This is a genomic window from Dysosmobacter sp. Marseille-Q4140 (assembly GCA_018228705.1).
In the GTDB taxonomy this organism is placed as follows: domain Bacteria; phylum Bacillota; class Clostridia; order Oscillospirales; family Oscillospiraceae; genus Oscillibacter.
In genome coordinates this window covers 720,809-745,664 of the sequence record CP073694.1, presented here as the reverse complement: position 1 = coordinate 745,664, position 24,856 = coordinate 720,809, and the positions used below count along the sequence as shown (strand labels likewise).

The 24,856-nt window shown below is 58.1% G+C and carries 20 protein-coding genes and 1 pseudogene; 12 read left to right on the top strand and 9 right to left on the bottom strand.

Annotated features, from left to right (window positions below):
• Positions 1 to 535: 535 nt before the first annotated feature.
• From KFE19_03560 to KFE19_03525, 8 genes and pseudogenes are all read left to right on the top strand, one after another.
• Complete coding sequence (locus KFE19_03560) at positions 536 to 679, top strand: hypothetical protein (protein QUO38599.1); 144 nt, start codon at positions 536 to 538, stop codon at positions 677 to 679.
• A gap of 87 nt (positions 680 to 766) precedes the next feature.
• Positions 767 to 2,368 (top strand): recombinase family protein, encoded by a 1,602-nt coding sequence (locus tag KFE19_03555; GenBank protein ID QUO38598.1) that lies wholly within the window; start codon positions 767 to 769, stop codon positions 2,366 to 2,368.
• Positions 2,368 to 3,117: a recombinase family protein gene (locus tag KFE19_03550; protein ID QUO38597.1), complete on the top strand. Its 750-nt coding sequence runs from the start codon at positions 2,368 to 2,370 to the stop codon at positions 3,115 to 3,117. The genes KFE19_03555 and KFE19_03550 overlap by 1 nt, the downstream gene beginning before the upstream one ends.
• A complete protein-coding gene (locus KFE19_03545) occupies positions 3,114 to 4,763 on the top strand; it encodes a recombinase family protein (GenBank protein ID QUO38596.1) in 1,650 nt (549 codons plus the stop codon). Before KFE19_03550 ends, KFE19_03545 begins: the two co-directional genes overlap by 4 nt.
• On the top strand, positions 4,760 to 5,509 hold the full coding sequence (locus KFE19_03540; protein ID QUO38595.1) for a metallophosphoesterase: 750 nt from the start codon (positions 4,760 to 4,762) through the stop codon (positions 5,507 to 5,509). Before KFE19_03545 ends, KFE19_03540 begins: the two co-directional genes overlap by 4 nt.
• 94 nt (positions 5,510 to 5,603) lie before the next feature.
• Positions 5,604 to 6,014: pseudogene (locus tag KFE19_03535) on the top strand (hypothetical protein).
• A 67-nt stretch (positions 6,015 to 6,081) separates the two neighbouring features.
• The gene (locus KFE19_03530; GenBank protein QUO38594.1) at positions 6,082 to 6,558 is read left to right on the top strand and encodes a low molecular weight phosphotyrosine protein phosphatase; all 477 of its coding nucleotides are present in this window, start codon (positions 6,082 to 6,084) and stop codon (positions 6,556 to 6,558) included.
• Positions 6,555 to 7,991 carry a hypothetical protein gene (locus KFE19_03525; protein ID QUO38593.1) on the top strand — a complete coding sequence of 479 codons (1,437 nt, stop codon included), beginning with the start codon at positions 6,555 to 6,557 and terminating at the stop codon, positions 7,989 to 7,991. Before KFE19_03530 ends, KFE19_03525 begins: the two co-directional genes overlap by 4 nt.
• A 119-nt stretch (positions 7,992 to 8,110) precedes the next feature.
• Here the strand turns inward: KFE19_03525 and KFE19_03520 are convergent, their stop codons facing one another.
• The 5 genes from KFE19_03520 to KFE19_03500 form a co-directional block, all read right to left on the bottom strand.
• Positions 8,111 to 9,328, bottom strand: coding sequence for a VWA domain-containing protein (locus KFE19_03520; GenBank protein QUO38592.1), 1,218 nt, complete (start codon positions 9,326 to 9,328; stop codon positions 8,111 to 8,113).
• A gap of 3 nt (positions 9,329 to 9,331) precedes the next feature.
• A complete protein-coding gene (locus KFE19_03515) occupies positions 9,332 to 10,144 on the bottom strand; it encodes a MoxR family ATPase (protein ID QUO38591.1) in 813 nt (270 codons plus the stop codon).
• Positions 10,145 to 10,297: 153 nt separating this feature from the next.
• On the bottom strand, positions 10,298 to 11,407 hold the full coding sequence (locus tag KFE19_03510) for an electron transfer flavoprotein subunit alpha/FixB family protein (GenBank protein ID QUO38590.1): 1,110 nt from the start codon (positions 11,405 to 11,407) through the stop codon (positions 10,298 to 10,300).
• Positions 11,408 to 11,424: 17 nt separating this feature from the next.
• Positions 11,425 to 12,225, bottom strand: a complete 801-nt coding sequence (locus KFE19_03505; GenBank protein ID QUO38589.1) for an electron transfer flavoprotein subunit beta/FixA family protein — start codon at positions 12,223 to 12,225, stop codon at positions 11,425 to 11,427.
• A gap of 16 nt (positions 12,226 to 12,241) precedes the next feature.
• The gene (locus KFE19_03500; protein ID QUO38588.1) at positions 12,242 to 13,420 is read right to left on the bottom strand and encodes an acyl-CoA dehydrogenase family protein; all 1,179 of its coding nucleotides are present in this window, start codon (positions 13,418 to 13,420) and stop codon (positions 12,242 to 12,244) included.
• Positions 13,421 to 13,662: 242 nt separating this feature from the next.
• Between KFE19_03500 and KFE19_03495 the strand changes: the two genes are divergently transcribed.
• Positions 13,663 to 15,546 (top strand): sigma 54-interacting transcriptional regulator, encoded by a 1,884-nt coding sequence (locus KFE19_03495; protein ID QUO38587.1) that lies wholly within the window; start codon positions 13,663 to 13,665, stop codon positions 15,544 to 15,546.
• 56 nt (positions 15,547 to 15,602) lie between these two features.
• On the opposite strand, the gene KFE19_03490 is transcribed toward KFE19_03495, so the two are convergent.
• The 3 genes from KFE19_03490 to KFE19_03480 form a co-directional block, all read right to left on the bottom strand.
• On the bottom strand, positions 15,603 to 16,919 hold the full coding sequence (locus KFE19_03490) for a GntP family permease (protein ID QUO38586.1): 1,317 nt from the start codon (positions 16,917 to 16,919) through the stop codon (positions 15,603 to 15,605).
• Positions 16,920 to 16,995: 76 nt separating this feature from the next.
• Positions 16,996 to 18,207 carry a CoA transferase gene (locus tag KFE19_03485; GenBank protein ID QUO38585.1) on the bottom strand — a complete coding sequence of 404 codons (1,212 nt, stop codon included), beginning with the start codon at positions 18,205 to 18,207 and terminating at the stop codon, positions 16,996 to 16,998.
• A gap of 43 nt (positions 18,208 to 18,250) precedes the next feature.
• Entirely contained in the window at positions 18,251 to 19,033 is a 783-nt protein-coding gene (locus tag KFE19_03480) for an enoyl-CoA hydratase/isomerase family protein (protein QUO38584.1), read from the bottom strand.
• 442 nt (positions 19,034 to 19,475) lie between these two features.
• Between KFE19_03480 and KFE19_03475 the strand changes: the two genes are divergently transcribed.
• The 3 genes from KFE19_03475 to KFE19_03465 all read left to right on the top strand — a co-directional run bounded on the left by KFE19_03475 (position 19,476) and on the right by KFE19_03465 (position 22,920).
• The gene (locus tag KFE19_03475; GenBank protein ID QUO38583.1) at positions 19,476 to 21,095 is read left to right on the top strand and encodes an AMP-binding protein; all 1,620 of its coding nucleotides are present in this window, start codon (positions 19,476 to 19,478) and stop codon (positions 21,093 to 21,095) included.
• Positions 21,096 to 21,140: 45 nt separating this feature from the next.
• On the top strand, positions 21,141 to 22,124 hold the full coding sequence (locus KFE19_03470) for an MBL fold metallo-hydrolase (GenBank protein ID QUO38582.1): 984 nt from the start codon (positions 21,141 to 21,143) through the stop codon (positions 22,122 to 22,124).
• 64 nt (positions 22,125 to 22,188) lie between these two features.
• Positions 22,189 to 22,920 carry a DUF554 domain-containing protein gene (locus KFE19_03465; protein ID QUO38581.1) on the top strand — a complete coding sequence of 244 codons (732 nt, stop codon included), beginning with the start codon at positions 22,189 to 22,191 and terminating at the stop codon, positions 22,918 to 22,920.
• Positions 22,921 to 23,017: 97 nt separating this feature from the next.
• Here KFE19_03465 and KFE19_03460 read toward each other — a convergent pair whose 3' ends face one another.
• A complete protein-coding gene (locus tag KFE19_03460; protein QUO39512.1) occupies positions 23,018 to 24,844 on the bottom strand; it encodes an ABC transporter ATP-binding protein in 1,827 nt (608 codons plus the stop codon).
• Positions 24,845 to 24,856 lie beyond the last annotated feature (12 nt).

Sequence of the window (24,856 nt, the reverse complement as noted above, 5' to 3'; positions counted from 1 at the left end):
GAGGCCAGAGCGACGCTGGAGGATGCGCCAAGACCACCTGTGGATATATAAGTGGATCGACACGAAAAAAATATTACCCTGAGTTCGATTGCTTCGACCGCTATTAATCCATCAAAGACGGCCAAATAAGGTGCAGAGCGGTTCCCATCTGTCCACAAAGCAGCCTGTGGCGGGCTGTTTCGCATTGCGACTGGGTTTACCCAGCCCGACCCTCATCAACAATCTAGTAATGATACTCCTGCCCATAATAAAAACCAGTTTTTGGGGGCAGCTCGGAGAGATCCTCGGAGGGGTGCGATTCCCGTGACGCGCGCCAGCGCGGTCCGTCTGTTGCTGCCATGGCTCGGGAAGTAGTGTCGAATAGAGCCAGTAGGTACAGCGCAGTGCTGTACGTGAAGAAACAAAATGAGGCTGCCCCAGAACAATGGAACGCCGTATTGTTCTCCAAAATTATCTGGGGCAGCCTCTAAATTAATTTATTACTACCAGAGAAGGGGCAAGATCCCTTTGCCTTTAGCATAGGAAGGAGTACCGGATGGATGTCAATATCAATTACCTGGGGCTGATGAATATGCTCCAGACCCTGAAAGATGCGGGACTCATCAGCAAAACAGAGGCACAGCGAATTGCAGCTCGACTCAAAGTGGATGTCGGTGCAGATATAGTTATTTTCATATAATTATTTCAAATTTACTCGTCTCTTTTGAATATGGCTATTTAGCCAGACGTGTGGTAGTGTGTATTGCTGAAAAGAGGGGGTGGAATCATGAGGAAAGAACGCAACACCGTCGGATCGCTGGCGTTGGAACAAGGGCCGAGGGTGATTGCTATCCCGCCTGTCAGCCAGGAAAAAACACGAAAGCTGCGGGTAGCTGCCTATGCTCGTGTCAGCAGTGATTCTGAAGACCAGCTCCACTCCTTTGCAGCCCAGACTACCCACTATACGGAGCTGATACACCAGAACCCTGACTGGGAGTTTGTTGATGTATATGCCGACAAAGGAATCACAGGGACTTCTGCGGAAAAAAGAGATGATTTCCAGCGGCTGTTGGCAGACTGCCGCCGAGGCCGAATCGACAAAATACTGGTCAAGTCTTCCTCTCGGTTTGCAAGAAACGCCAAAGAAAGCCTGGAGGCTGTTCGAGAACTGAAAGCACTGGGGATTGCGGTCTGCTTCGAAGAAGACAAGATTGACACCTCTAAATTATCCGGCGAACTTTTGACGGCCATCTTTGCGATGCTTGCGCAGAAGGAAAGCGAGGCTATCTCCGAACGGATGCGATGGAGCTATCAGGTGAGGATGAAAGCCGGGAAGTTCATAACCTGCAATGCACCGCTTGGTTATGATTTGGTGGACGGGAAACTAGAAATCAATGAAAACGAAGCGGAAGTCGTTCGGCACATTTTCCAGCAATACTTGTCAGGTCAAAGCTTGGAAAGTATAGCAAAAGACCTCACCCGATATGGAGTTCCTACAAGAGCAGGTGGGCCTTGCTGGGGAATGACCGCAGTCGGCTATATTCTGAGCAATGAAAAATATGTCGGAGATTCACTGCTCCAAAAATCATATACAACAAAGACCCTTCCACATCGAATCGTTAAGAACAATGGAAAATATCCTCAATACTACATTCAAAACTCGCATCCCGCTATCATTGAACGAAATACGTTTGAAATGGTGCAAAATCTTCTGGAGAGGCGAAGGGAGGCTTTGCATCCGCATTCTCAAGGAAAGTATGTGTTTACCGGGAAAATAATCTGTCAGACATGCGGTTCTACATTTAAGAGAAAGAGCATTGATGGAACATCAGTCTGCTGGATTTGTCAAACGCACAACCGCTACCCTGAACGTTGCCAGACTGCTCGGCTTCCCGAACAGCAGATAAAGGCGGCGTTCTTGTGTATGTACTATAAACTCCGCCATCAGGGGATCAATATTCTTAAGCAGCTCCTCAAGGATCTCCAGGCAGCCCGAGAGGCAAGAATGCTATGGAGTATGGACATTGTAAAACTGAATGACAGAATCGCAGACATTATCAGTCAGGATCGACTTCTGGCCCAGCTGAAACAGCAAGGGCTTGTCGATCCTGATCTCTTTATATCACGACGCGACAGGTTGGCTGAACAGCTCCGCACCGCAAAGCTGGAAAAAGAGCGACTGCTGGAGGCTGAGGAGGATCAGACGATCCAACAGACCTTGGCTATTATGGATGCTCTGGAATCTGGGCCGGATCTCCTTGCAGAGTTCGATGAGGAGCTGTTCAGCGAGCTTGTAGAAAAAATCATCGTGGAAAAAGAAGGGCGACTGCGGTTCCACCTCATCAATGGATTGGAGCTCACGGAACAGATAGAAAGGACGGTGCGGTGATGGCAACTAACCGAAAGCAGCCCTTTGGTTACCGGATCGTATGTGGGGAGATCGTACCGCATGAAAGTGAAGCCGCGACGGTTCAATGGATCTTTGCAACATATCTTGCGGGGGCCTCTTACAGTACCTTGGTGGGAGCTCTTCAGGAGCGGGGCGTCCCCTATGATACCGGAAAGCCGTGGAATAAGAATATGGTGGCCCGTATTCTAGAAGACAGGAGGTACATTGGAGAGGGAGGGTTCCCCCAGATCCTGAAGCAAGAACAATTTAATGCGTCACAGGTCTCCAAACAGGAACGAGTACCACCCCGCCACCAGACCCCGGCGCAAAAAGAACTGCGGCGCCTGTGTGGAAGTACTCCTCCCTCCTGGGTGGAAGGACAGGTGCTGGGACTCCTGAACGGTTTGATTGAGAACCCCGATATGATCTCCTGCACAGCGGACGCGGAGGAAGAATCGGAGGTAGGCGCGCTCCGGCGACAACTGGATGACGCACTCCATTCCCCGCCGGTGGAGGAAGCGCAGATCCGCTCTATGGCAGTGCATCTGGCAGTGCTGCGGTTAAATGCAATCGGAGTGGAGGAATATGAAACCAAACGTCTGCAAAGCCTGTTTCGAGCGCAGAATCTCATGATGGAACTGGACCGAGAAATGCTTCATGAGAGTGTCCGGAAAGTCACATTCGTCGATGGAGTAGTCAGTGTCTTGCTGAAAAACCAACAAATACTGAAAGGAGAAGCTGTGAAATGAAGGAGATCGCTCCGAATGTCATTATGATCCCCCCAAAGGAGGAAACGGCTCAAGAGAAAGAGCGTAAGCGGAATTTGCGGGTGGCAGCCTACTGCCGAGTGTCTACCGACGATGAAGAGCAGCTTTCCAGTTATGAAAATCAGCGTGACTACTATACCGACAAAATCATGAATGAACCGGGCTGGACGATGGTTGATGTGTTCGCAGATGAGGGAAAGACTGGGACCTCGACCTGTTCACGCAAGGACTTCCTGCGGATGATCAGGCAATGCCGACAGGGAAAAATCGACATGATCCTGACAAAGTCAGTCTCACGATTTGCCCGGAACACTGTGGATACGCTCAACTTCACGCGGGAACTGCGAAACCTGGGGATTCCGGTTATCTTTGAGGAGCAGAATATCAACTCCATCTATCCGGAGAGCGAATTCCTCATCACGCTCTACGGCGCATTTGCTCAGTCCGAAAGTGAGAACACCAGTTCCCGCGTCACCTGGGGGATCAGACAGGCCATGCGTTCTGGTCACGCGCACCTGCATTATAAATGGCTGCTGGGATATGAGCGCGGGCCGGATGGGAAGGCCGTGATCATTCCGGAGCAGGCGGAGACCGTCCGTTTCATCTACCAGCGGTACTTGGCGGGCGATACCCTTCGTACCATCAAAGCGGCCCTTGAAGAAAAAGGCTGCTTGACTGTCACGGGAAAGACAGAGTGGACCCCTGCCCGTATTCAGAGCATTCTGACCAATGAGAAATACTGCGGTGACGCATTGCTGCAGAAAACCTTCATCCAGGACTGTATCAGCAAAAAGGTCATTCAAAACACGGGACAGCTCCCCAAGTATCTCATCCAAAACCATCATCCGGCCATCATCAGCCGTGAGGAGTTCGATGCTGTGCAGCTGGAGCTTGCCCGCCGGCGTGCCCGCACCGGAGGGAATAAAAAGAGTGCGCCAACGGGCCGGTGTAAATACAGCGGTAAGTACATACTCAGCAACCTGCTATTCTGCGGCGAGTGCGGAACTGCTTACCGGCGATGTGTCTGGCAACGAAAGGGATATCAGCGTGTGGTGTGGCGGTGCATCAGCCGGATAACCTACGGAACAAAATACTGTAAGCACTCCGTTACTATTGATGAAGATCTGCTAAAGCAAGCAATTTTAACTGCTGTCAACCGCGTGATGGCCAGTCAGGAGGATCTGACAGACAAATTAATCAGTGCTATGAGGGAGGAACTGCTGACCATCCCCGGCGAAGGCTTAAGCCTTTCCGATATCGACCGGGCTTTAGAGAATTTGGCAAACCAGTTCGATCAGCTGCTGAAAGAAGCTTCCCTCTCTGCTGATAGTTCAGAGAATGCAGAGCAATTCCGGCGCATCTCCACCGCCATGTCCGAATTGAAAGAGCGTCGAGCGCAAATAGAGAAACTCCACCGAGAAAATGAGCAGATGTATCGTCGGACTAAGGCTGCAGAGGCAGCATTGCCGGCTGCTTCGGCGGAAATTACAGAGTGGAAAGAAGATGTACTCTATCAACTGCTGGAAAAGGTGACTGTACTGGATGAGGCGCGAATCAAAGTGACGTTTCGCAGCGGCGTGGAAATTGAACAGGCATTGGAAAAAGACGAGAGGAGTGTGACGGCATGAGTGTTTATGCCACGGGAGACTGCCACGGAACCTTCCGCCGGTTTGGTCGAAAATACTTCCCGGAACGAGCCAACATGTCCCGTGACGACTTCGTTATTATCTGTGGTGACTTCGGAGGCCTCTGGGAAAGTTCTGAGGAGGAAAACTATTGGCTGGACTGGCTGAATGACAAGCCCTGGACCACCCTATGGGTGGATGGAAACCACGAGAACTTCACGCTGCTTTCAGAATTCCCACTTGAGATGTGGCATGGAGGAATGGTGCATCGGATACGGCCCAACATCCTGCACCTCATGCGAGGACATGTGTTTGAACTTCAGGGATATACCTTCTTCACCATGGGCGGGGCCAAGAGCCATGATGTGGAGGATGGAATTCTGGACTCAAAGGCACCAGACTTCGAAACCCGGCGTATGATGCTCGAGATTATGGGGCGGCGCAGATACCGAGTGTTAGGACAGTCCTGGTGGCCAGAGGAGCTCCCTTCGAAAGACGAGTATACTAGGGCTCGACAAAACCTGGACAAACACGATTGGGCAGTGGACTACATCATCACTCACTGTGCCCCAACTGATCTCGCCATAGCAATCAACCGTTACAATAAGGCAGATCCGCTTACGGATTTCCTTCAAGAGATTCAGGAAAAGGCCCGGTACCATTACTGGCTGTTCGGTCACTACCACGGCAATCAAGCAATCGACAATAAACATATCCTGCTCTGGGAACAGATCGTGCAGGTCATATAGAATCACAGCAAAGAGAAGTGTGGCAGTGCAATGCCGCATTTCTCTTTGCTGTGATCTACGGAATAAGGCGCATGGCGTCAGAAAGGAGAAGTCCATGAACATCCGGAAGCCCATTGATTACAGTGCGATGTATACTGGTTTGGATCAGGCACTGGAAAGAAACCTGCCACAGATGGAGCTGTATCTCGAAATCGGGAAACTGGTCAGCGCCAGAAAGGAAAAAGGAGCGGCAGTGGCAGCAGCAGAGTATCTTGCGGTCAAGTGTCCCGACAACTCGGGCTTTTCACCTCGGAACCTCCGTCGGATGCGGGACTTTTTCCGGACCTATGAAACTGCACCCGACATTCTGAAGGAGGCTCTCCTGATTGGGTGGACGCAGAATGTGGTTATCATGGAGGCAGGCCTGTCCATGGATCAGCGGCATTGGTATCTTCGAGCTGTTTTGCAGTTCGGATGGTCAAAGGCGGAGCTTCTGCGGCAGATTAGCGAACCCGCGCATGAGAAAATGAATCTCGACGTTTCGACCGGCACATGTTATACTGACGTTGACAAACAGAAACAGGAGAGACAGGATGACGAGGATTCTTTTTGTGTGTCACGGCAATATTTGCAGGAGTCCGATGGCCGAGTATGTCATGAAAAATCTGGTGAAAAAGGCTGCGATGGGGCATTTGTTTCACATTGCCTCAGCTGCAACCAGTCGGGAAGAAATCGGCAATCCGGTCTATCCTCCGGCCCAGAAGAAACTGGCGGAGCATGGAATCTCCTGTACCGGCCACGCTGCCCGACAGTTGACCAGTTGCGACTATGCAGATTACGATTTGCTGATCGGTATGGACCAGGCCAATGTCCACAATATGCGGCGCATTTTCTGTGGCGACCCAGCGGAGAAGATCCATCTGTTGATGGAGTATGCTGGCCAACCAGGCCAAGAGGTTGCCGATCCATGGTACACCAGAGACTTCGAGGCAACTTGGAGAGATGTGTCGGTGGGCTGCCAAGGGCTGCTTGATTACTTGGGATTGGCTCTGGGGGGTGCTGTAGAATGAAGAGACCAGAGCGACTGGTCGGATTTGTTTCTTATGAAGAGTATACTTTCCCTTTTGAATTTGATGAGAGGGAGTTTAAAGTAAATCTGTATCCTCCGAATCGGGAAGTTTGGAGGCGATATTCTTCTGGGGCACTTACGCTGGAACGACTGCAGCAAACAATAGAGTCATCTAATGAGTGGATTTCAAATCGAGAATTATCAGGAAGAACCAGTGAGGGATATCGCATTACTTTCTGGGTATCCAATAACTACAGTTCCTATCATGGGTTTTTGAGCTTCCCTGTTGCTTGGTATTTTATTTGGGAAGAAAGATATTCAAGTGAAGCAATTGATGGTTTTCGTATACGAGGACCAGAAATTGATGCGTTCTTTCCTCCGGAATCAGTGTTTGAATATGACATTCAACCAGCAAAAGACAGTATCCGGGCTAAGAAGATTACTTTATCAGCAGAATGCCAAAATGAGGTGGACGGAGGCAAGTTTCTTCTTTCAGACGGTCTCACTGCTGAAATTAAACTTCATTCCTATGCATCTGTTGTGCGAGCACAGAATCCCATGACATCACAGAGTTATATGACGCTTCAGTTTTCGAAAACAGAAGCTCTCCCTGGCTTGCTGAATGCGTATGAGCAACTCTGGCGTTTTTTTATGTATGTCACCGGTCGGGCAAATGTTTCTTTAGACAATGTCGAGGTTTTTGCCTATAATCAAGAAAGAAAACGAGATTTTTTTGCCTGGCTTTGTTGCCGCCCACGATTTACAGGAGAAACGAATAAAAAAGCCAAGGACGAAATCATTGATTTTTCGATCTTGGGAACAAAATCGGCGGATTTGTTGAATGTAATTTCTGCTGGCCTGCTTGATTACGAATATCTTCCGCGCTGTATTGATGAAAAACGCTCCTACTCTGTTAGCCGGTTTATCATGATTCTGGCCGCTTTTGAACGGGAGTTCCGTAATATCTACGGGATAGATGCAGGGAGGTCGGAACCCTTTGTAAAAGTAAAAACAGAGGTTGTCCAACTAATGGAGAATTTCTGTGACGAGAAAACTGGGAAAGAAAGGGAATACGCAGCGGATCTCCTAAATGGAATTAAAAATTTTAGTTTAGGCTATTGGTTCAATGTAAAGTATGCGCTTATTGACTGTCGTGAAATCATGGAGGCGTTTACTCTCCGAAAATATGGAACGCCGCAAAAACCGTATAAGGCATTGGCTGAAGAAATTGGTCGTCGTGTTGGCAAACTGAGGAATGATCTTGCACATGATAAGTTGAATTGGGACTTTGAAGCTGTTCAAATCAGTGATATTCAAGTTGTAGAAGAGCTCATCTACTCAATTCGGCTAAAAAATATTGGACTAGAGCCTGATAAAGCTAGACGGGCAATTCAAAAGTTATTTCAAGAAAAAAACATACAGATAAAACTGTGAGTTTGAACTTAACCGCTGGAAAGAAATCAGATTTATGAAAAAATGGGAAATCTAGATTGTAGCGGTTACACACGCGCCCGCAAGGATTTCCTTGCGGGCGCGTTTTTTCCGTCCGGGACTCACTGTCCGGCGGCCTTGGAGGGCCGCTTTGCCATCAGGCGCTTGATCCCGGCCTCCAGCCCGTCCACCGACAGGTCGAACATGGGAAAGATCCCTGCCAGCTGTAAGTGGGTCTGGGACCAGAAATCCCGGCGGGCGGGATAGGGCTCCGGGTTCAGCCAGACCAGATAGGGGAAGTGGGACTGGAGCCGCTGGAGCCACTCCAGCCCGGGCCGCTCGTAGGCACCGTTGCGCCAGTTGTAGGTGGGGGCGTTGAGCTCATAGGGGTTCATAGCGGCATCGCCCACGATGATGACCTTGTAGCTGCTGTCAAAGTTCTGGAGGACCCACTCCGTGGCCACGGCACTGTCGTAGCGCAGGGAGGGCTGGGTATACAGCTCCGAGTAGACGCAGTTGTGGAAGTAGAAGGTGTGGAGTTCCTTGAAGTGGTTGGACTTGGTGGCCGCCTGGAACAGCGTGGCGCAGAGGGTGCTGTAATATTCCATGGAGCCGCCGGAGTCCATCAGCAGCAGGACCTTGATGGCGTTCTTGCGGGGCTTGCGGTAGCGGATCCGCAGGGAGCCGGCGTTGTCGCAGGTGTCGCGGATGGTGGCGTCCACATCCACCTCCTTCTCGCCGCTGCTGGCCTGGACGGACAGCTGCCGCAGCAGCCGGAAGGCCAGCTGGAACTGCCGGGGGTCCAGGGTGTCGTCCTTGCGGAAGTCTCGGAACCGCCGGTCCCCGGCCACCGACATGGCAGTGCGGTGGCGGCTCTGGCCGCCGATGCGGATGCCGTTGGGGTGCCAGCCGCTGTTGCCGAAGGGGGAGCGGCCCTGGGTGCCCACCCAGTAATTGCCGCCGTTGTGCTCCTCGGTCTGCTCCTTCAGCCGCTCCTCCAGCATCCGCAGCAGCTCCTCCAGGGTTTCATCCGGGAAGCCCAGGGACTGCAGCTCCTCGATGGTGCGGCGCAGGTCCTCGGAGGGGTGGTTCAGCCAGTCCAGCAGCTCCGGCGGCAGTTCGCCGCTGAAGGGCACGTCCTTGAAAAACTCCAGAAACACCTGATCGAAGCGGTCGAAGTCCGCCTCATTCTTCACCAGCAGCGCCCGGCAGAGGTGGTAGAAGCCCGTGAGGCTGGAGCGGTGGAGGCCCTTCTCCAGAGCCTCCAGCAGGGTGAGCCACTCGTTGATGGACACGGCCAGGCCACGCTGCCGCAGCAGGTAGAAAAATGCGGTGAACATGGCTTATCGCAGCTCCCTCTGCAGTGTCCGCAGGTCCTTGTCCTTTTTCAGCAGCACGCCGGCGAAGGGGATCTCCCGGGTGATCCGCTCCGGCGCGATCCCGCCGGCCACCAGGGCCCGCAGCCAGTCCACTAGCTCCGAGGTGCTGGGCTTCTTCTCGATTTGCCGCAGCTCCCGGACCCAGTAGAAGGCGGCCAGGGCCTGCCGGACCAGGGCGTCCTCCAGCCGGCCGAAGTGGACGCGGAGGATCTCCTCCATCTGCTGCTGGTCCGGGAACTCAATATAGTGGAACACGCACCGGCGCAAAAAGGCGTCCGGCAGCTCTTTTTCCGCATTGGAGGTGATGATGACGATGGGGCGCTGTTTGGCCCGGACCGTCTCCTTGGTCTCCGGGATATAGAACTCCATCTGATCCAGCTCCCAGAGCAGGTCGTTGGGAAACTCGATGTCGGCCTTGTCGATCTCGTCGATCAGGAGGACCACCTGCTCCTGAGCCTGAAAGGCCTCGCCCAGCTTGCCCAGCTTGATGTAGCGGGCCACGTCATCCACGCCGTGGGTGCCGAACTGGCTGTCGTAGAGCCGCTGGACCACGTCGTAGACGTACAGGCCGTCCTGGGCCTTGGTGGTGGACTTCACGTTCCAGATGATGAGCTGCTTGCCCAGGGCGTCGGCGATGGCCTGGGCAAGCATGGTCTTGCCGGTGCCGGGTTCGCCCTTGATGAGCAGGGGCTTGCTGAGGGTGATGGCGATATTGACGGCGCTCATCAGCTCGGGGGAGGCCACGTATTGACTGCTTCCTTTGAACATCATATTCATATGAAAGATACCTCTGTGGAATAAGATCGTGCCCGATGCCGGGCACAGAGTAGAGTATACCACAAGATCCCGCCAGTGAGAAGGCGCAGGATCCGGCAAAAAAGGGCCATGGGGCAGAAGTCCGCATGGCCCTTTTTCCAGGTGGGGGGAAATTTACTTGGCAGCCTTGGCGGCCTTAATGGCCTCGATCAGCATGGGAGTGACCTTGAACAGGTCGCCGCAGATGCCGTAGTCGGCGATCTCGAAGATGGGAGCGGTGTCGTTCTTGTTCACCGCGATGATGCACTCGGAGTCCTGCATGCCGGCCTTGTGCTGGATGGCGCCGGAAATGCCCAGAGCGATGTACACCTTCGGATGCACGGTCTTGCCGGTCTGGCCCACCTGATGGTCGGCAGACAGCCAGCCGGAGTCGATGGTGGCACGGGAGCCGCCCACGACGCCGCCCAGCACCTCAGCCAGCTCCTCAGCCAGCTTGATGCCGCCCTCGACATCCTTGCTGATGCCGCGGCCAACGGACACGATGTAGTCGGCGCCGATCAGGTCCACCAGCTTCTTGGCGGCCTTGACCACCTCGGTGACCTCGGTGTGGATGTCGGCCTCGGTCAGGGAGAAGGCGGGCTTGACGATCTCGCAGGCGTCGGCCTTGGCCTGATCGAAGGGGTTCTTCTTCATGACGCCCGGACGCACCGTCGCCATGCAGGGACGGAAGCGGGGGCAGATGATGGTGGCCATCAGGTGACCGCCGAAAGCGGGACGGGTCATCTTCAGGTTCCGGTCCTCCATGTCCCACTTGGTGTTGTCCACGTCCAGAGTGGAGGACTCACGCAGGAACTGGATGTAGTTGGCCACATCCACGTCCAGGTGGGTGCAGTCAGCGCACAGGCCGGTGTGCAGACGGGCGGCGCAGCGGGGGCCCAGGTCACGGCCGATATTGGTGGCGCCGATCAGGAAGGCCTCGGGCTTCATCTCCTCGATGACGTCGCAGATGACCTTGGCATAGGCGTCGGTGTTGTACACGGCCAGCAGCGGACTCTCGCACACGATCACCTTGTCGGCGCCGTAGCCGCCCAGCTCCTTGGCAACGTTCTCGATCCCCTCGCCGCCCAGCAGCAGGCCGCACAGGTTCACGCCCAGCTCGTTGGCCAGGTCGCGGCCCTTGGAGATCAGCTCGAAATCGGTGGGCATCAGCTTGCCCTCGCGCTGCTCACAGAACACCCATACGTCCTTGAAAGCAGCGATATCAGCACTGTTGAAATTAGACATCGTTTCTCTCCCCCTTCTCAGATGATGTGCTTCTTGGCCAGGATCTCAGCCAGCTGCTCGCAGGTGGCCTTGTCCGCACCTTCTAACATCTGTCCGGCACCCTTCTGGGGCGGGGTGAAGCTCTTGAAGATGTTGGTGGGAGAGCCCTTCAGGCCGATGGTGGTGGCGTCGATCAGAGGATCGTCCTTCAGGGTCTCATAGTTGTAGGTCTCCAGAGGCTTGCTGTACGCACGGTAAATGTCCACCACGTTCATCAGGCGGGGCTCGTTGAGCTCCTTGACGCAGGTCAGCAGGCAGGGCGTCCGGACCTTGATGGTCATGTAGCCGTCCTCCAGCATGCGCTTGACGGTGACGGTGTCGCCGTCCTTCTGGATGTCGGCGGCATAGGTGACCTGGGGCAGGTGCAGCTTCTCGGCGATCTGGGGACCGACCTGAGCGGTGTCACCGTCGATGGCCTGCCGGCCGCACATGACGATATCGTCGGCCTCCACGCCGATCTTGTTGATGGCGGCGGCCAGGATCTGGGAGGTGGCGTAGGTGTCGGAGCCGCCGAACTCGCGGGCGGACACCAGAACGGCCTCGTCGGCGCCCATGGCCAGAGCCTCACGCAGCATGCCGGCAGCGGGGGCGGGACCCATGGTGACCACGACGACCTTGCAGCCAGTGGCGTCCTTCAGCTTCAGGGCGGCCTCCAGGGCGTTCATGTCGTCGGGGTTGGTGATGGTCTGCATAGACGCACGGTTCAGCGTACCGTCGGGATTCACCGCCACCTTGCCGGAGGTATCGGGTACCTGCTTGATGGAAACAATGATCTTCATTTTGTCTGATACCTCCTTATTTCTTCTTCTCCGTTTTCTTGGGGGGACGGGGGATCAGGTGGTTGGCAATGACCACCTTCTGGATCTCAGAGGAGCCCTCGTAGATCTCGGTGATCTTGATATCCCGGTACATCCGCTCCAGGGGATAGTCGTGCATGTAGCCGTAGCCGCCGTGGATCTGCAGGGCGGAGTTGACCACCTCGCGGCCAAACTTGGTGGCGTAGAGCTTGGCCATGGAGGCCTCCTTGCTGAAGGGCAGCCCCTGCTGCTCCATCCAGGCGGCCCGATAGACCAGCAGACGGGACATATCCAGCTTGGTGGCCATCTCCGCCAGTTCCCAGGCGAGGCCTTGGTTGGCGTTGATGGGCTTGCCGAACTGCTTGCGCTCACCGGAGTAGGTCAGCGCCCGCTGGAAGGCGGCGGTGGCCACACCCAGCGCCTGGGCGCCGGTGCCGATGCGGGCCGCGTCCAGAGTGCCCAGGGCAAACTTCATCATCTTGCCGCAGCCGGCCGGGCCGCCCAGCATCCGGCTGGCGGGAACGCGGACGTCCTCGAAGATCAGCTCCGTGGTGGGCAGGCCCCGCAGGCCCATCTTGTTTTCGATCTTGCCCACGCTGACGCCGGGGGCGTCGGCGTCCACGATAAAGCCGTTGAAGCCCCGCTCGCCGGCCTTGGTGTCGGCAATGGCAACCACCAGGTGGTATTTGGCGATGTTTCCGGCGGTGATGAAGCACTTGGTCCCGTTGAGGATGTAGTCGTCGCCGTCCCGGACGGAGGTGGTGTGGATGCCAGTGGCGTCGGAGCCTGCGTCCGGCTCCGTCAGGCAGAAGCTGCCGATCACGCCGTCGTTGAGCACCTGGGGGATGAACTCCATCTTCTGCTCCTCGGTGCCGAACTTCTCAATGAAAGCGGGGAAGCCGTTGGCCAGCAGGGCATAAGTGGCGCCGTGAGTGAGGCTGGCCTTGGACAGCTCCTCAATGACGATCATCTCGCCGATGGCGTCGTGGCCGGTGCCGCCGTATTGTTCACCGTGGTTGACCCGCAGAAGGCCCACCTCGGCCATTTTCTTCCAGGTGTCGTGGAGGAACTCGTGCGTTTCATCCAACTCCGCGGCCTCCGGTTCGCAGTACTGCGCGGCGAACTGCGCGGCCATTTTGCGGAGGAGCTCCTGCTCTTTCGTCAAATTGAAATCCATTGTATCATCCTTTCCTTAAGGTCGAGTTGCGGGGGGCAATCAACAACAATTAGATAAGCAATTATTGTGCCGAAATCTTTCTGTGAGTAAATTTGATGCGAGATGCCTGTGCCGCCTGTGCTTGGCAGCGCTCCCTGACACGTTTTCGTTGCACGGTGACACCAAGTGTGATACAATTTGTATCATTCGGGTGTAACCATGGCCCAGATCGTGGAGAGGAGGCATATTCCGTGGAGGATCATATGCCGAATAAACAAGCCGGTACAGAGCAGTTCACAGCACCCAAGCTGGTGCCGGAAGCGGAGTTTAAAGAGATAAAGGCGGAGTCCGTCAAGATCTATGCCTATGCCAACCGGGTCCTGACAAAGGCCTGCGCGGAGCAGGAGATCAAGAGCTGGGGCTTTGCGCTGTTTGATCAGCACGGCTGCCTTTTGAAGCTGTATGGACCTGCCGGTTATCTGGAGTGGTGCCGGGAAAGAGGGATCTGTGTGCGCAGCTGCTGGGACAGGGCGTCCTTTGGCAGGAACGCCATATCCCTGGGACTGGAGCAGAGATGTCCGCTTCTTTCGGCGGGAGAGGAAAACGAGAGCCCGCTGCTGCGGAGCGCCTCGATTTTTTTTGAACCGCTGCTGCTGGAGAGGAGTGAAAACTCCGCTGATTATGAACTGCTGGGCGGTATCGCGGCCATCTCTCCGGTAGAGGAACCTGTGGCGGAGCGGAAGCTGATCTGTACCGCCCTTGCCAATGACATTGAACTGCACATGTTCATGGCCAGTGAACTCTATGCGCTGTATTTTCAGGAGCCCAAGGGCCTGATCAACATTGACATCAATGTGGTTACGGGAAATCCCCATATTCTCTACCACAACGAGCAGGTTTTCCGCATCCTGGGGATCCCCTATGAGAATCTCTACTTCAAGAAGGCGGAGACCCTGTTCGATCCGCTGCCGCAGAATCAGGAGTTCTGGGACATCATCCGGAACAAGCGGACGGTGGAGGATCAGCTGATTCCCCTGACCATCCATGGCAAGCAGAATACTTACCTGGTGTCCACGGTGGCGTATCAGCAGCGGCATCTGGGACTTGGAGGCGTGCGGTTTTTCCTGTCGTCTCCCCGGGAGCTGTCCAGCCACGTGGCGCGGCATATTGGCAATAACGCCGTGTACTCGTTTTCCAACATCCTGGGGAACAGCTTTGCCATGCAGCGGTGCATCGCACGGGCCAAATCCATTGCCCACAGCGACAGCAATGTGATGATCACCGGCGAGAGCGGCGTGGGTAAGGACGTGTTCGCCCAGGCCATCCATAATGCCAGCCAGCGCAGGGACAGCCCCTTTATCGTGCTCAACTGCGCCGCCTATCCCCGGGATCTGCTGGCCAGCGAGCTGTTCGGCTACGACGGCGGAGCCTACACCGGGGCGAAAAAGACCGGAAACCTGGGAAAATTCGAGCTGGCTGACACGGGGACCATCTTTCTCGATGAGATCGGCGACATGCCGCTGGATCTGCAGGTGATGCTTCTGCGGGTCATCGAGCAGAAGAATTTCATGCGGATCGGCAGCAGTATTGTCCGCAGCGTGGATGTGAAGATCATCTCCGCCACCAACGCCGATCTCCATACCATGGTGGAAAAGCGGACCTTCCGGCCGGATCTGTATTTCCGGCTGTGTACGCTCAATCTCCAGCTGCCGCCGCTGCGGGACCGGGGCGGAGACATCATCCTGCTGGCGGAGCACTTCATTGACGCCATCACCGCCCGCCTCCAGATGGGAACCCGAAAGGTCCTTTCAGAGGAGGCCAAGGAGCTGATGCTGCGGCTGCCCTGGCACGGCAATGTCCGGGAGCTGCAAAACGTCATGGAGCGGGTGGTCCAGCTGGTTCCCAGCCAGGTCATCACGCCTCAGGATCTGGAGCTGTGCCTGGACTTTGTGGGTACAGGCAGGACCGCCGTGACGGCGGCCTCTCCGCCGCCTGCAAGGGCGACCCAGGGCCGGCACGTCACCCGGGAGGATATCCTGCGGGCGCTGGAGGAGAACCGATACAACCGGACCATGGCCGCCGCCGCGCTGGGGATCTCCCGCAAGACCTTCTACCGCAAGCTGGAAGAATTTCAAATCGAATTGTGAGTGAGGGAAGAGAGCTGCCGCCTGACAGCTCTCTTCCCTGTTTGCATGGGGAGGTGTTACGGCAGGTTGGGGAACAGCGTGAAGAGGACCACGCCGACGGCCGTGGCGATCAGCGGAGTGACCACGGTCAGCCAGAACACGGGCATGTAGGCGTCCTTGTGGGTCTCGCCGCAGACGCCGTTGATGACGGTGACCACGAAGCCGTTGTGGGGCATGGAGTCCAGGCCGGAGGAGGCAATCATCATCATGCGGTGCAGGACGTTGACGTTGATGCCCATGCCGTCCACGAAGATGGGCTTGAGGATGGGGGCCGCGATGCCCAGGCCGCCGGAGCCGGAACCGCAGATGCCGGCGATGATGGTCGTGGCCAGAGCCACAGCCACCAGCGGGGGGCCGGGGATGTTCTCAATGGCGTTGCACAGGACCGGGAAGCCGACGGCAGCCTTGACCACGGAGCCAAAGCCAACCACGGCGGAGGTATTGGCGGCGGCGGAGACGGCGTTCTTGATGCCGTTGCCCATCAGGTCCAGAGGCTTGGCGTCGGGGGTCTTGTATTTGTGGAGCATGATGTAGGCCAGGGCGGCGCCGATGCACACGCCGAAGGCGGTGGGGCAGATGGCGGTGCCGTCGATCTTGATGTTGATGAGGATCAGGGAGAGGGCCAGGGGGATCAGGGCCACCCAGCCGTTGGGGCAGACGGCAGCGTCGTCAAACTTGTCGGTGTCCTTGGCTACAAAGTGCTCGCCGTTGGCCCAGGCGTGCTTGACCATGACCTTCAGCATCACAACGCCCACCACCAGGGTGACGGCGGTGCAGATGAAGCCCACGGTGGCGCCGGCCATCAGAGAGGTGCCCAGGGCGTTTTGCAGCACCACGTTGCCGACCTGGGGGTTGCCGGGGCCGATGGCGGAGAAGGTGCAGCAGGCGAACACGATGACGCCGGGGATAAAGCGGCGGGGGATGTCTGCCTCACGGTAGATCTCCAGCGCGATGGGGAACACGGCAAAGCACACCACGAAGCCGGCAATGCCGCCGTAAGTCAGGATACCGATGGCCAGAGGTACGGCGATGATGGCCGCGCCCTTGCCCAGACCTCTGATGATCAGGCGGGCGATGGCCTTGGCGCCGTTGGTCTTTTCATAGACCTGGCCCATCAGGGCGCCGGCCACAAAGATCAGGAAGTTGCTGCCGAAGAAGCCGGTGAAGCCGCTCATGTAGTCTGTCTGCAGAGCGTCGTACAGGCCGATCTGGCCGGTGATAGCCACCAGCAGGGAGCTTGCGATGGCGGCGATGAAGATGTTCACGCCCTTCATGACCAGGAAGGACAGCAGTGCCAGTGCTGCGATCATACCGATAATACTTACGATTTCCATAAACACCCTTCTTTCTCTGTTGTTCCACGATGGAAGAAATCCAAAATGGAGGGGGGACCGCAGAAATAGACGCGGCTCAGCGGGTACGGACGACGCCCTCCGCCGCCCAGGCGGCGATTACGTCGTCGCTGTAGCCCAGCTCGTGCATCAGTTCCACGGAGTGCTCGCCCAGCAGGGGGGCGTTGCGGTGAGCGATCTGATCCGGCTGACCGAATTTGACGGGGGTGGAGACAATCAGATCCTTGGTGCCGTCCCGGTTTTCATACTCGTAGACGTAGTTGTTGGCCAGGGCCTGCTCATCGCGGATGGTGTCGCGGATATGGTTGATGCGGTCATGGGCGATGTCGCCTTCGGTCAGAAGGGCATCCCACTCGGCGTAGTCCTTGGTCAGGAAAATGGGGTCCAAAATTTCCATAAGCTCGGCCTTATGGCTGCGCATGTTGACCTCTGTGTTGAAGCGCTCATCGTTCACCAGGTCCTCACGGCCCACCACCTTGCAGAAGGAGGCGTAGTATCTCTCATAGTTCGGCACGGAAATCATCATCCAGGTGCCGTCCTTGCACTGGTAGGTGTTGCGCAGGGGGCTGTCGGGATCCAGCCGGGTCTTGGGCCAGTGGTTGCCGTGATATTCGGCCTGCATGATGGCGGCGTTGTCCCAGATGGCCTGGCCGTACAGGGAGACCATCACCTTTTCGCCCTTGCCGGTCTTGGCTTGCTGCAGCAGGCAGGCGGCGCAGGCACCGGCCAGGGTGCCGGCGGTGCCGAAGTCGCCCAGGGCGAAGGGAGGCGTCAGAGGAACGGCGCCGTTTTCGCACAGATCGATCATGGCGCCGGAGCGAGCCCAGAAGGCCACGGTGTCGAAGCCGGGATTATTGGCTACGGGACCCTCGGTGCCGAAGCCGGTCAGGATGCCCCAGATGATGTGGGGATGGCGGGCGGACATGGCCTCGTAGTCCAGGCCCAGCTTGGTCAGCGCCTTGAGGCGGTAGTTGGAGATGAAGATGTTGGCGGTGGCCAGCAGCTTGTCCATGACCTCCATGCCGCGGGGATCCTTCAGGTTCAGGGGAATGCCGCGCTTGTTGCCGTCCTTGAGCTCCTCATGGGGATTCTGCTCCTCGTCGGCACGCATGCCCAAGGTCAGGCCGGTGAAGCGGCCGTTCTCGCCGTCCAGGGGCTCGATCTTGATGACATCGGCGCCCCAGTCGGCCAGCATCTTGCCGGCGGCGGGACCGGCGCCCGCCACGGTGAAGTCCACCACGCGGATACCTTTCAGGGGAGTATTGGTCATTGGGATTACCTCCTTAAAATAATGAGAGAAATGATCGGTGTGATTATTTGCCCTGGAACACCGGGGGACGCTTCTCGAAGAAGGACTTCAGGCCCTCCTTGGCATCCTCTGTGTCGGCCAGCATCCCATTGAGCTCAGCCTCGTACCGCAGGCCTGCGGCGAAGCTCATGTCCAGTCCCTGATCCACCAGAGACTTGCAGGCGGCGATGGCCACGGGACCGTTTTTAATGATGCTCTTCATCAGGTTTTCGGTCTCCTCCATCAAAGACTCCTGGGGAACCAGCCGGTCAGCCAGCCCAATGCGGTAGGCTTCGTCGGCCCGGACCTTCCGGGCGGTGAACAGCAGGTCCTTGGCGACAGAGGGGCCGCACAGCCGGGCCAGGCGCTGGGTGCCGCCGTAGCAGGGGGCCACGCCCAGATCGCTCTCAGGAACGCCGAAAACGGCCTTCTCACCGGCCACTCGCAGATCGCAGGCCAGGGCCAGCTCCGTGCCGCCGCCCAGCGCGTAGCCGTTGACAGCCGCGATGACAGGCTTGGGCAGAGCCTCCAGTTTGTTCATCAGCTCCTGACCGTGGAGAGACATCTGCTTGGTCTCGGCGCCGGTGCGGTCGGTGGTCAGCTCAGACAGGTCAGTGCCCGCCATGAAGGCGCGCCCGGAGCCGGTGACGATCAGGCCGCGGAGAGAGCTGTCGGTCTCCATCACATGGATGACGTCCTCCAGTTCCTCCTTCATGCGGCTGCTCAGCGCGTTGAGCTTCTCCGGCTTGTTGAAGGTCAGAATGGCGTAACCCTCTTTGACCTCAAAAATGATGTCCTGGTATTCCATCTTACTCGTCCTTTCTGCTTTGATGTTTTTTTAACAAAGCTGTTTGCCGATTATTGTAGCAAAAATAATACCAATCTGTCCCCGTCAGCGCTTTTGGAAGGGGTGTCTGGAGGGGCGGAAGTCCGGCAAACACCGCTGAGAGAAGGATTGGGAGAGAGAAAAAAATTATTTTGCACAAGGGTCCTTGGAAAAACTGGAAAAAATATGGTCGAATGTGTCGAAAAATCGGGAACAAAGTGTGTCGCAAAGACGCAGACTGTGACACACTTTGTATCGAGACACGGATTTTGTATCATGAAGAGGTCACATGGCAGATGCACTCCGCCGGTTAAGCAGCAGGCGCGGAGAGGGAAGCCGTGGGTCTGAGGCGGAAATGGTATGTTTTTTGCTTGACAATTAGAAGGTGCCATTCCGGCACCGAACTGTCAAAGGGGGAACATCCATGCTGGTGACCGAACTTTTGAAAAACAACGCGCGCCTCTACCCGGACCAGGAGGCCCTGGTAGCCGTGGAGACAGGGGCGGTGGTGCCGTTTGACGAAGCGGCTTACCGTGCGGCGCGGCGCTGCGTCACCTGGTCGCAATTCAACGGGATCGCAAACCAGGTGGCCAATTATTACCGCGCCCAGGGGCTCGGCCCCGGAAGCAAGGTGGCGATCCTGCTGATGAATTGTCTGGAGTGGCTGCCGCTGTATTTCGGGATTTTGAAAGCCGGGGCTGTGGCGGTGCCGCTGAACTTCCGGTATACAAGTGCGGACATCGTGCGGAACGCGGCTTTTGTGGAGGCGGAGGCGCTGGTCTTCGGCACTTACAGCGAGCCGGCAGTCACCGCAGCTCTGCCTGCGCTGACCGGCGTTCGCTCCTTTATTTATTTGGGAGAGGCGGACCGGTGTCCAGCCTATGCACAGACCTGGGAGGCGTGCATTTCCCGGGCGGATGAGACAGAGCCCGCGCAGGTGCCTGCGCCGGAGCAGGACGCCGCCATCTATTTCTCCTCCGGCACCACCGGCGCGCCCAAGGCGGTGGTGTATACCCACCGGACGCTGGAGGGCGCCTGCCTGATGGAGCACGGCAACCACCACCAGACCCACGGAGATGTGTTTATCTGTATCCCGCCGCTGTATCATGTGGGCGCAAAGCTCCATTGGACAGGGAATTTGCTGATGGGAGCCAAAGGCGTCCTGCTGATGGGCTTCCGGGTGGAGCCCTTCTTTGAGACCATGTGGCGGGAGGGCGTGACCATCGCCTTTTTGCTGCTGCCGTGGGTCCAGGATATCCTGTTCTCCCTGGACAGCGGTACTTTGGATCCGGGCCGCTATGACCTGGCGGCCTGGCGGATGCTCCATATGGGCGCCCAGCCCATCCCTCCCTCCGTGGTCCGGCGGATCCAGGCGGCCTTCCCGCAGCTGGACTGCGAGGTCAGCTACGGACTGACGGAGGCGGGCGGTCCGGGCTGCCTCAACCTCAGCGCGGACCGGATGGACAAGCTGGGTTCCGTGGGTGTTCCCACTTCCGGCTGGGAGGCGAGGATTGTGGACCCCCGCGGAGCGGATGTGCCCGCCGGGGAGATCGGCCAGCTGCTGCTGCGCAGCGACCATATGATGCGCTGCTATTACCGGGATCCGGATACCACGGCCGCAGCGCTGGAGGGCGGCTGGCTGCACACCGGGGATCTGGCCAGGACCGACGGGGACGGCTTTTACTACATCGTCGGCCGGATGAAGGACATCATCATCTCCGGCGGCGAAAACATCTATCCCGTCCAGATCGAGGATTTCATCCGGACCCATGAGGCGGTGGAGGATGTTGCGGTATTCGGCCTGTGCGACTGCCGGCTGGGCGAGGCGGTGGCGGCGCAGATCCAGCTCAAACCCGGCAGTACCTGCTCAGAGGAGGAGATGCGGGAATTCTGCGCCCGCCTGCCCCGCTATCAGCGGCCCGGCCGGTTCTTTTTCGGAGAGGTCCCGCGGAATCCCACGGGAAAGATCGACAAGGTTGCTCTGCGAAAGAAGTACTCGCCGCCGCATCCCTTTTCCTCCCATGCCCCGGCGGAGAAGGCCTGAGCGAGCACAGACGGAAGGAGGGCGGCCGTTCCGGCCGGAAGGACGATGGCGGAGCGCTTGGCAACCAATCTCTGGCGGCTGGATATCCCGCTGGAGGGGAATCCCCTGAAAAACCTGAACAGCTATCTGATCACCGGCGGAGAGCGGAGCCTCCTGATCGACACCGGCTTCCGCCAGGACAGCTGCCGGAGGGCCCTGACGGACCAGCTGGCGGAGACGGGGGTGGACCGGGAGACCCTGGATATGTTCCTCACCCATCTCCACAGCGACCACACCGGTCTGGCCCCTGACTTTGTGGGCGCCGGTGGGCGCATTTACATCAGCGAGACCGACGGCGCCGGTCTCCGTCTGGGCTTGACAGACGGCTACTGGCGGGATATGTATGAGGAGTATGTGAGAGAGGGCTTTCCCCGGGAGGAGATCGACCGGCTGTGGCTGGCCAATCCTGCCCAGGGGGCGGCGCCCCGGAACTGGAGCGCGGGATGCGTCACCCTGCGGGACGGAGACCGGCTCTCCTACGGCGGCGTCACCCTGCGGTGCATCCTGACTCCGGGGCACACGCCGGGACATATGTGCCTCTACGGGGAGGAGCCCCGCTGGCTGTTCTCCGGCGACCACGTGCTGTTCCACATCACGCCCAATATCTGCCGCTGGCAGTCCATGCCGGACGCCCTGGGCAGCTATCTGGAGAGCCTGGAGAAGCTGCGGGGCCTTCCGGCGGAGCGGCTGCTGCCCGGCCACCGGAAGGAGACGGGAGACCTGGATACGCGGATCGGGCAGCTGGAGGAGCACCACCGGCACCGGCTGAATGAGGTCCTGGACATCGTTGGGTCGGCGCCGGGGCGGACGGCCTACGAGATCGCCGGCCGGATGCGCTGGAGCATCCGCTCCACCTGGCGGGAGTTTCCCGTCCAGCAGAAATTTTTTGCACTGGGAGAGTGTCTGGCCCATCTGGATTACCTGGAGCGCCGCGGGCGGATCTGCCGGCGGGAACGGGACGGGTTGATCCGGTACAGCCTTCTCCCGTGATCCCCGCGGGAAGGAAGCTGGCGCTTGCCCCCGATGGGGCGACGAATGGAAAAGGAGAGAGAGTATGGTTGGAATCGTAGTCAATGTGCTGGCGGTGGCCCTGGGCGGTGTCCTGGGGACGCTGTTCAAAAAGAGGATGTCCACGGAGTTCACCACCATGCTGAACCTGGTGTTCGGCGTGTGCGCCATGGGCATGGGCATCAGCTCTGTGGTGATGATGGTCAATATGCCGGCGGTGATCCTGGCGGTGGTGGTGGGCACCGGGCTGGGCCTGTCCTGCAAGCTGGGCCGGCTGATCAGCCGGGGCGGAGAATTGATGGAGCGGCCCATCGGAAAGCTGCTGGGGAACAGCGGCGGGAGCTCCGGTATGAGCCGGGAGGAGTTTTTGTCCCTGCTGGTGACGGCCATCGTGCTGTTCTGTTCCAGCGGAACGGGGATCTACGGCTGCCTGGACGCGGGGATGACCGGCAGCAGCACCATCCTGCTGTCCAAGTCCGTGCTGGACCTCTTCACGGCCATGGTGTTCGCCTGCAGCCTGGGCGCGGTGGTGGCTGTAGTGGCAGTGCCCCAGTTCATCATCTTTTTGCTGCTGTTCCTGGCGGCCAAGGCCATCTACCCCCTGACCACGCCGGATATGATCGCCGATTTCAAGGCCTGCGGCGGCTTTTTGCTGATCGCCACGGGCTTCCGCATCGCCAAGATCCGGGAGTTTCCCATTGCGGACATGCTGCCGGCCATGGTGCTGGTCATGCCGCTGAGCGCACTGTGGACCCAGTTTATCACGCCGCTGCTGTAAAAAAGCGGAAACTTGTCAGATGTGCTGGTATATAGACGAGGCAAAAAAGCGCGGCCCGGTCCCTTTTGGGACCGGGCCGCGCTTTGCGGTGTGCCCGTCAGGCGGATTCCTCCGCCGGATGTCCGGTGTAGAGTTGGTAGTACCTGCCCTTCTTTTCGATGAGCTCGTCGTGGGTGCCCCGCTCGATGATGCGGCCCTGCTCCATGACCATGATGCAGTCGGCGTTGCGGACCGTGGAGAGCCGGTGGGCGATGACGAAGGTGGTCCGGCCGTACATGAGGGCGTCCATGCCGTCCTGGACCAGCTTCTCCGTCCGGGTGTCGATGGAGCTGGTGGCCTCGTCCAGGATCAGCACCGGCGGGTCTGCCACGGCAGCCCTGGCAATGGCGATCAGCTGCCGCTGGCCCTGGGAGAGGTTGGCGCCGTCTCCGGTGAGCTGGGTGTCGTAGCCGTCGGGCAGACGGCGGATAAAGCCGTCTGCGTTGGCCAGACGGGCGGCGGCGATGCACTCCTCGTCCGTGGCGTCCAGATTGCCGTAGCGGATGTTCTCCATGACCGTGCCGGTGAAGAGGTGGGTGTCCTGGAGGACGATGCCCAGGGACCGGCGCAGATCCGGCTTTTTGATCTTATTGATGTTGATGCCGTCGTAGCGGATCTTGCCGTCGGCGATGTCGTAGAAGCGGTTGATGAGGTTGGTGATGGTGGTCTTGCCGGCGCCGGTGGCGCCCACGAAGGCGATCTTCTGACCGGGTTTGGCCCAGAGGCTGATGTCGTGGAGGACCAGCTTGTTTTCGTCATAGCCGAAGTCCACGCCGTCAAAGACCACGCCGCCCTCCAGCTTGGTGTAGGTGACGGTGCCGTCGGCCTGGTGGGGGTGCTTCCAGGCCCAGACGTTGGTGCGCTCCGCGGACTCGCTCATCTGCCCGTCGGCGCCCTCCTTGGCGTTGACCAGCTCCACATAGCCCTGGTCCGTCTCCGGCTCCTGGTCCATCAGGTCGAAGACCCGGGCGGCGCCGGCCGCGGCGGTGACCACGAAGTTCACCTGCTGGCTCACCTGGGTAATGGGCTGGGTGAAGCTCTTGTTGAGGCCCACGAAGGTGATGACGGTGCCCAGGGTCACGCCGGCCAGGCCGTTGATGCCCAGGACGGCGCCCACAATGGCCACCAGGGCGTAGCTGAGCCAGCCGATGTTGGCGTTGATGGGCATGAGGAGGTTGGCGTAGCGGTTGGCCTTGTCGGCGCTCTGTCGCAGGGCCTCGTTGACCTTGTGGAAGTCCGCCATGGCGGCCTCCTCGTGGCAAAAGACCTTGACCACCTTCTGGCCGTCCAGCATCTCCTCGATGAAGCCGTCCACCAGGCCCAGGTTTTTCTGCTGCTGGATGTAGTACTTTCCCGACAGCCGGGACAGCGACGCGGTCACCAGCAGCATGACAACGGCGGTGAGAACGGAGATCACGGTCAGCAGAGGGTTCAGCACCAGCATGGTGATGAGGGTGGCGATCATGGTGACGCCGGAGTTGATGACCTGGGGGATGCTCTGACCCATCAGCTGGCGCAGGGTGTCCACGTCGTTGGTGTAGACGGACATGATGTCGCCGTGGGCGTGGGTGTCGAAGTACTTGATGGGCAGGGCCTCCATTTTCCGGAAGAGGTCCTGGCGCAGGTGCAGCATGGTGCCCTGGCCGATGGTGACCATCAGGCGGTCGTAGGCGTAGGCCGCCAGGATGCCCACCGCCATCAGGCAGGCCAGGCGGATCAGGGCGGCGGCCAGGCCGCTGAAATCAGTGCTGCCGCCGGAGAGCATGGGCACCACGTAGTCGTCCACCAGAGTCTGGGGGAAGGTGGCGGCGACCACAGTGGCCGCAGCGGAGAGCAGGATGCTGCACACCACCAGGGCAAAGGGCAGCTTGTAGTAGCGGAACATATACCGCAGGAC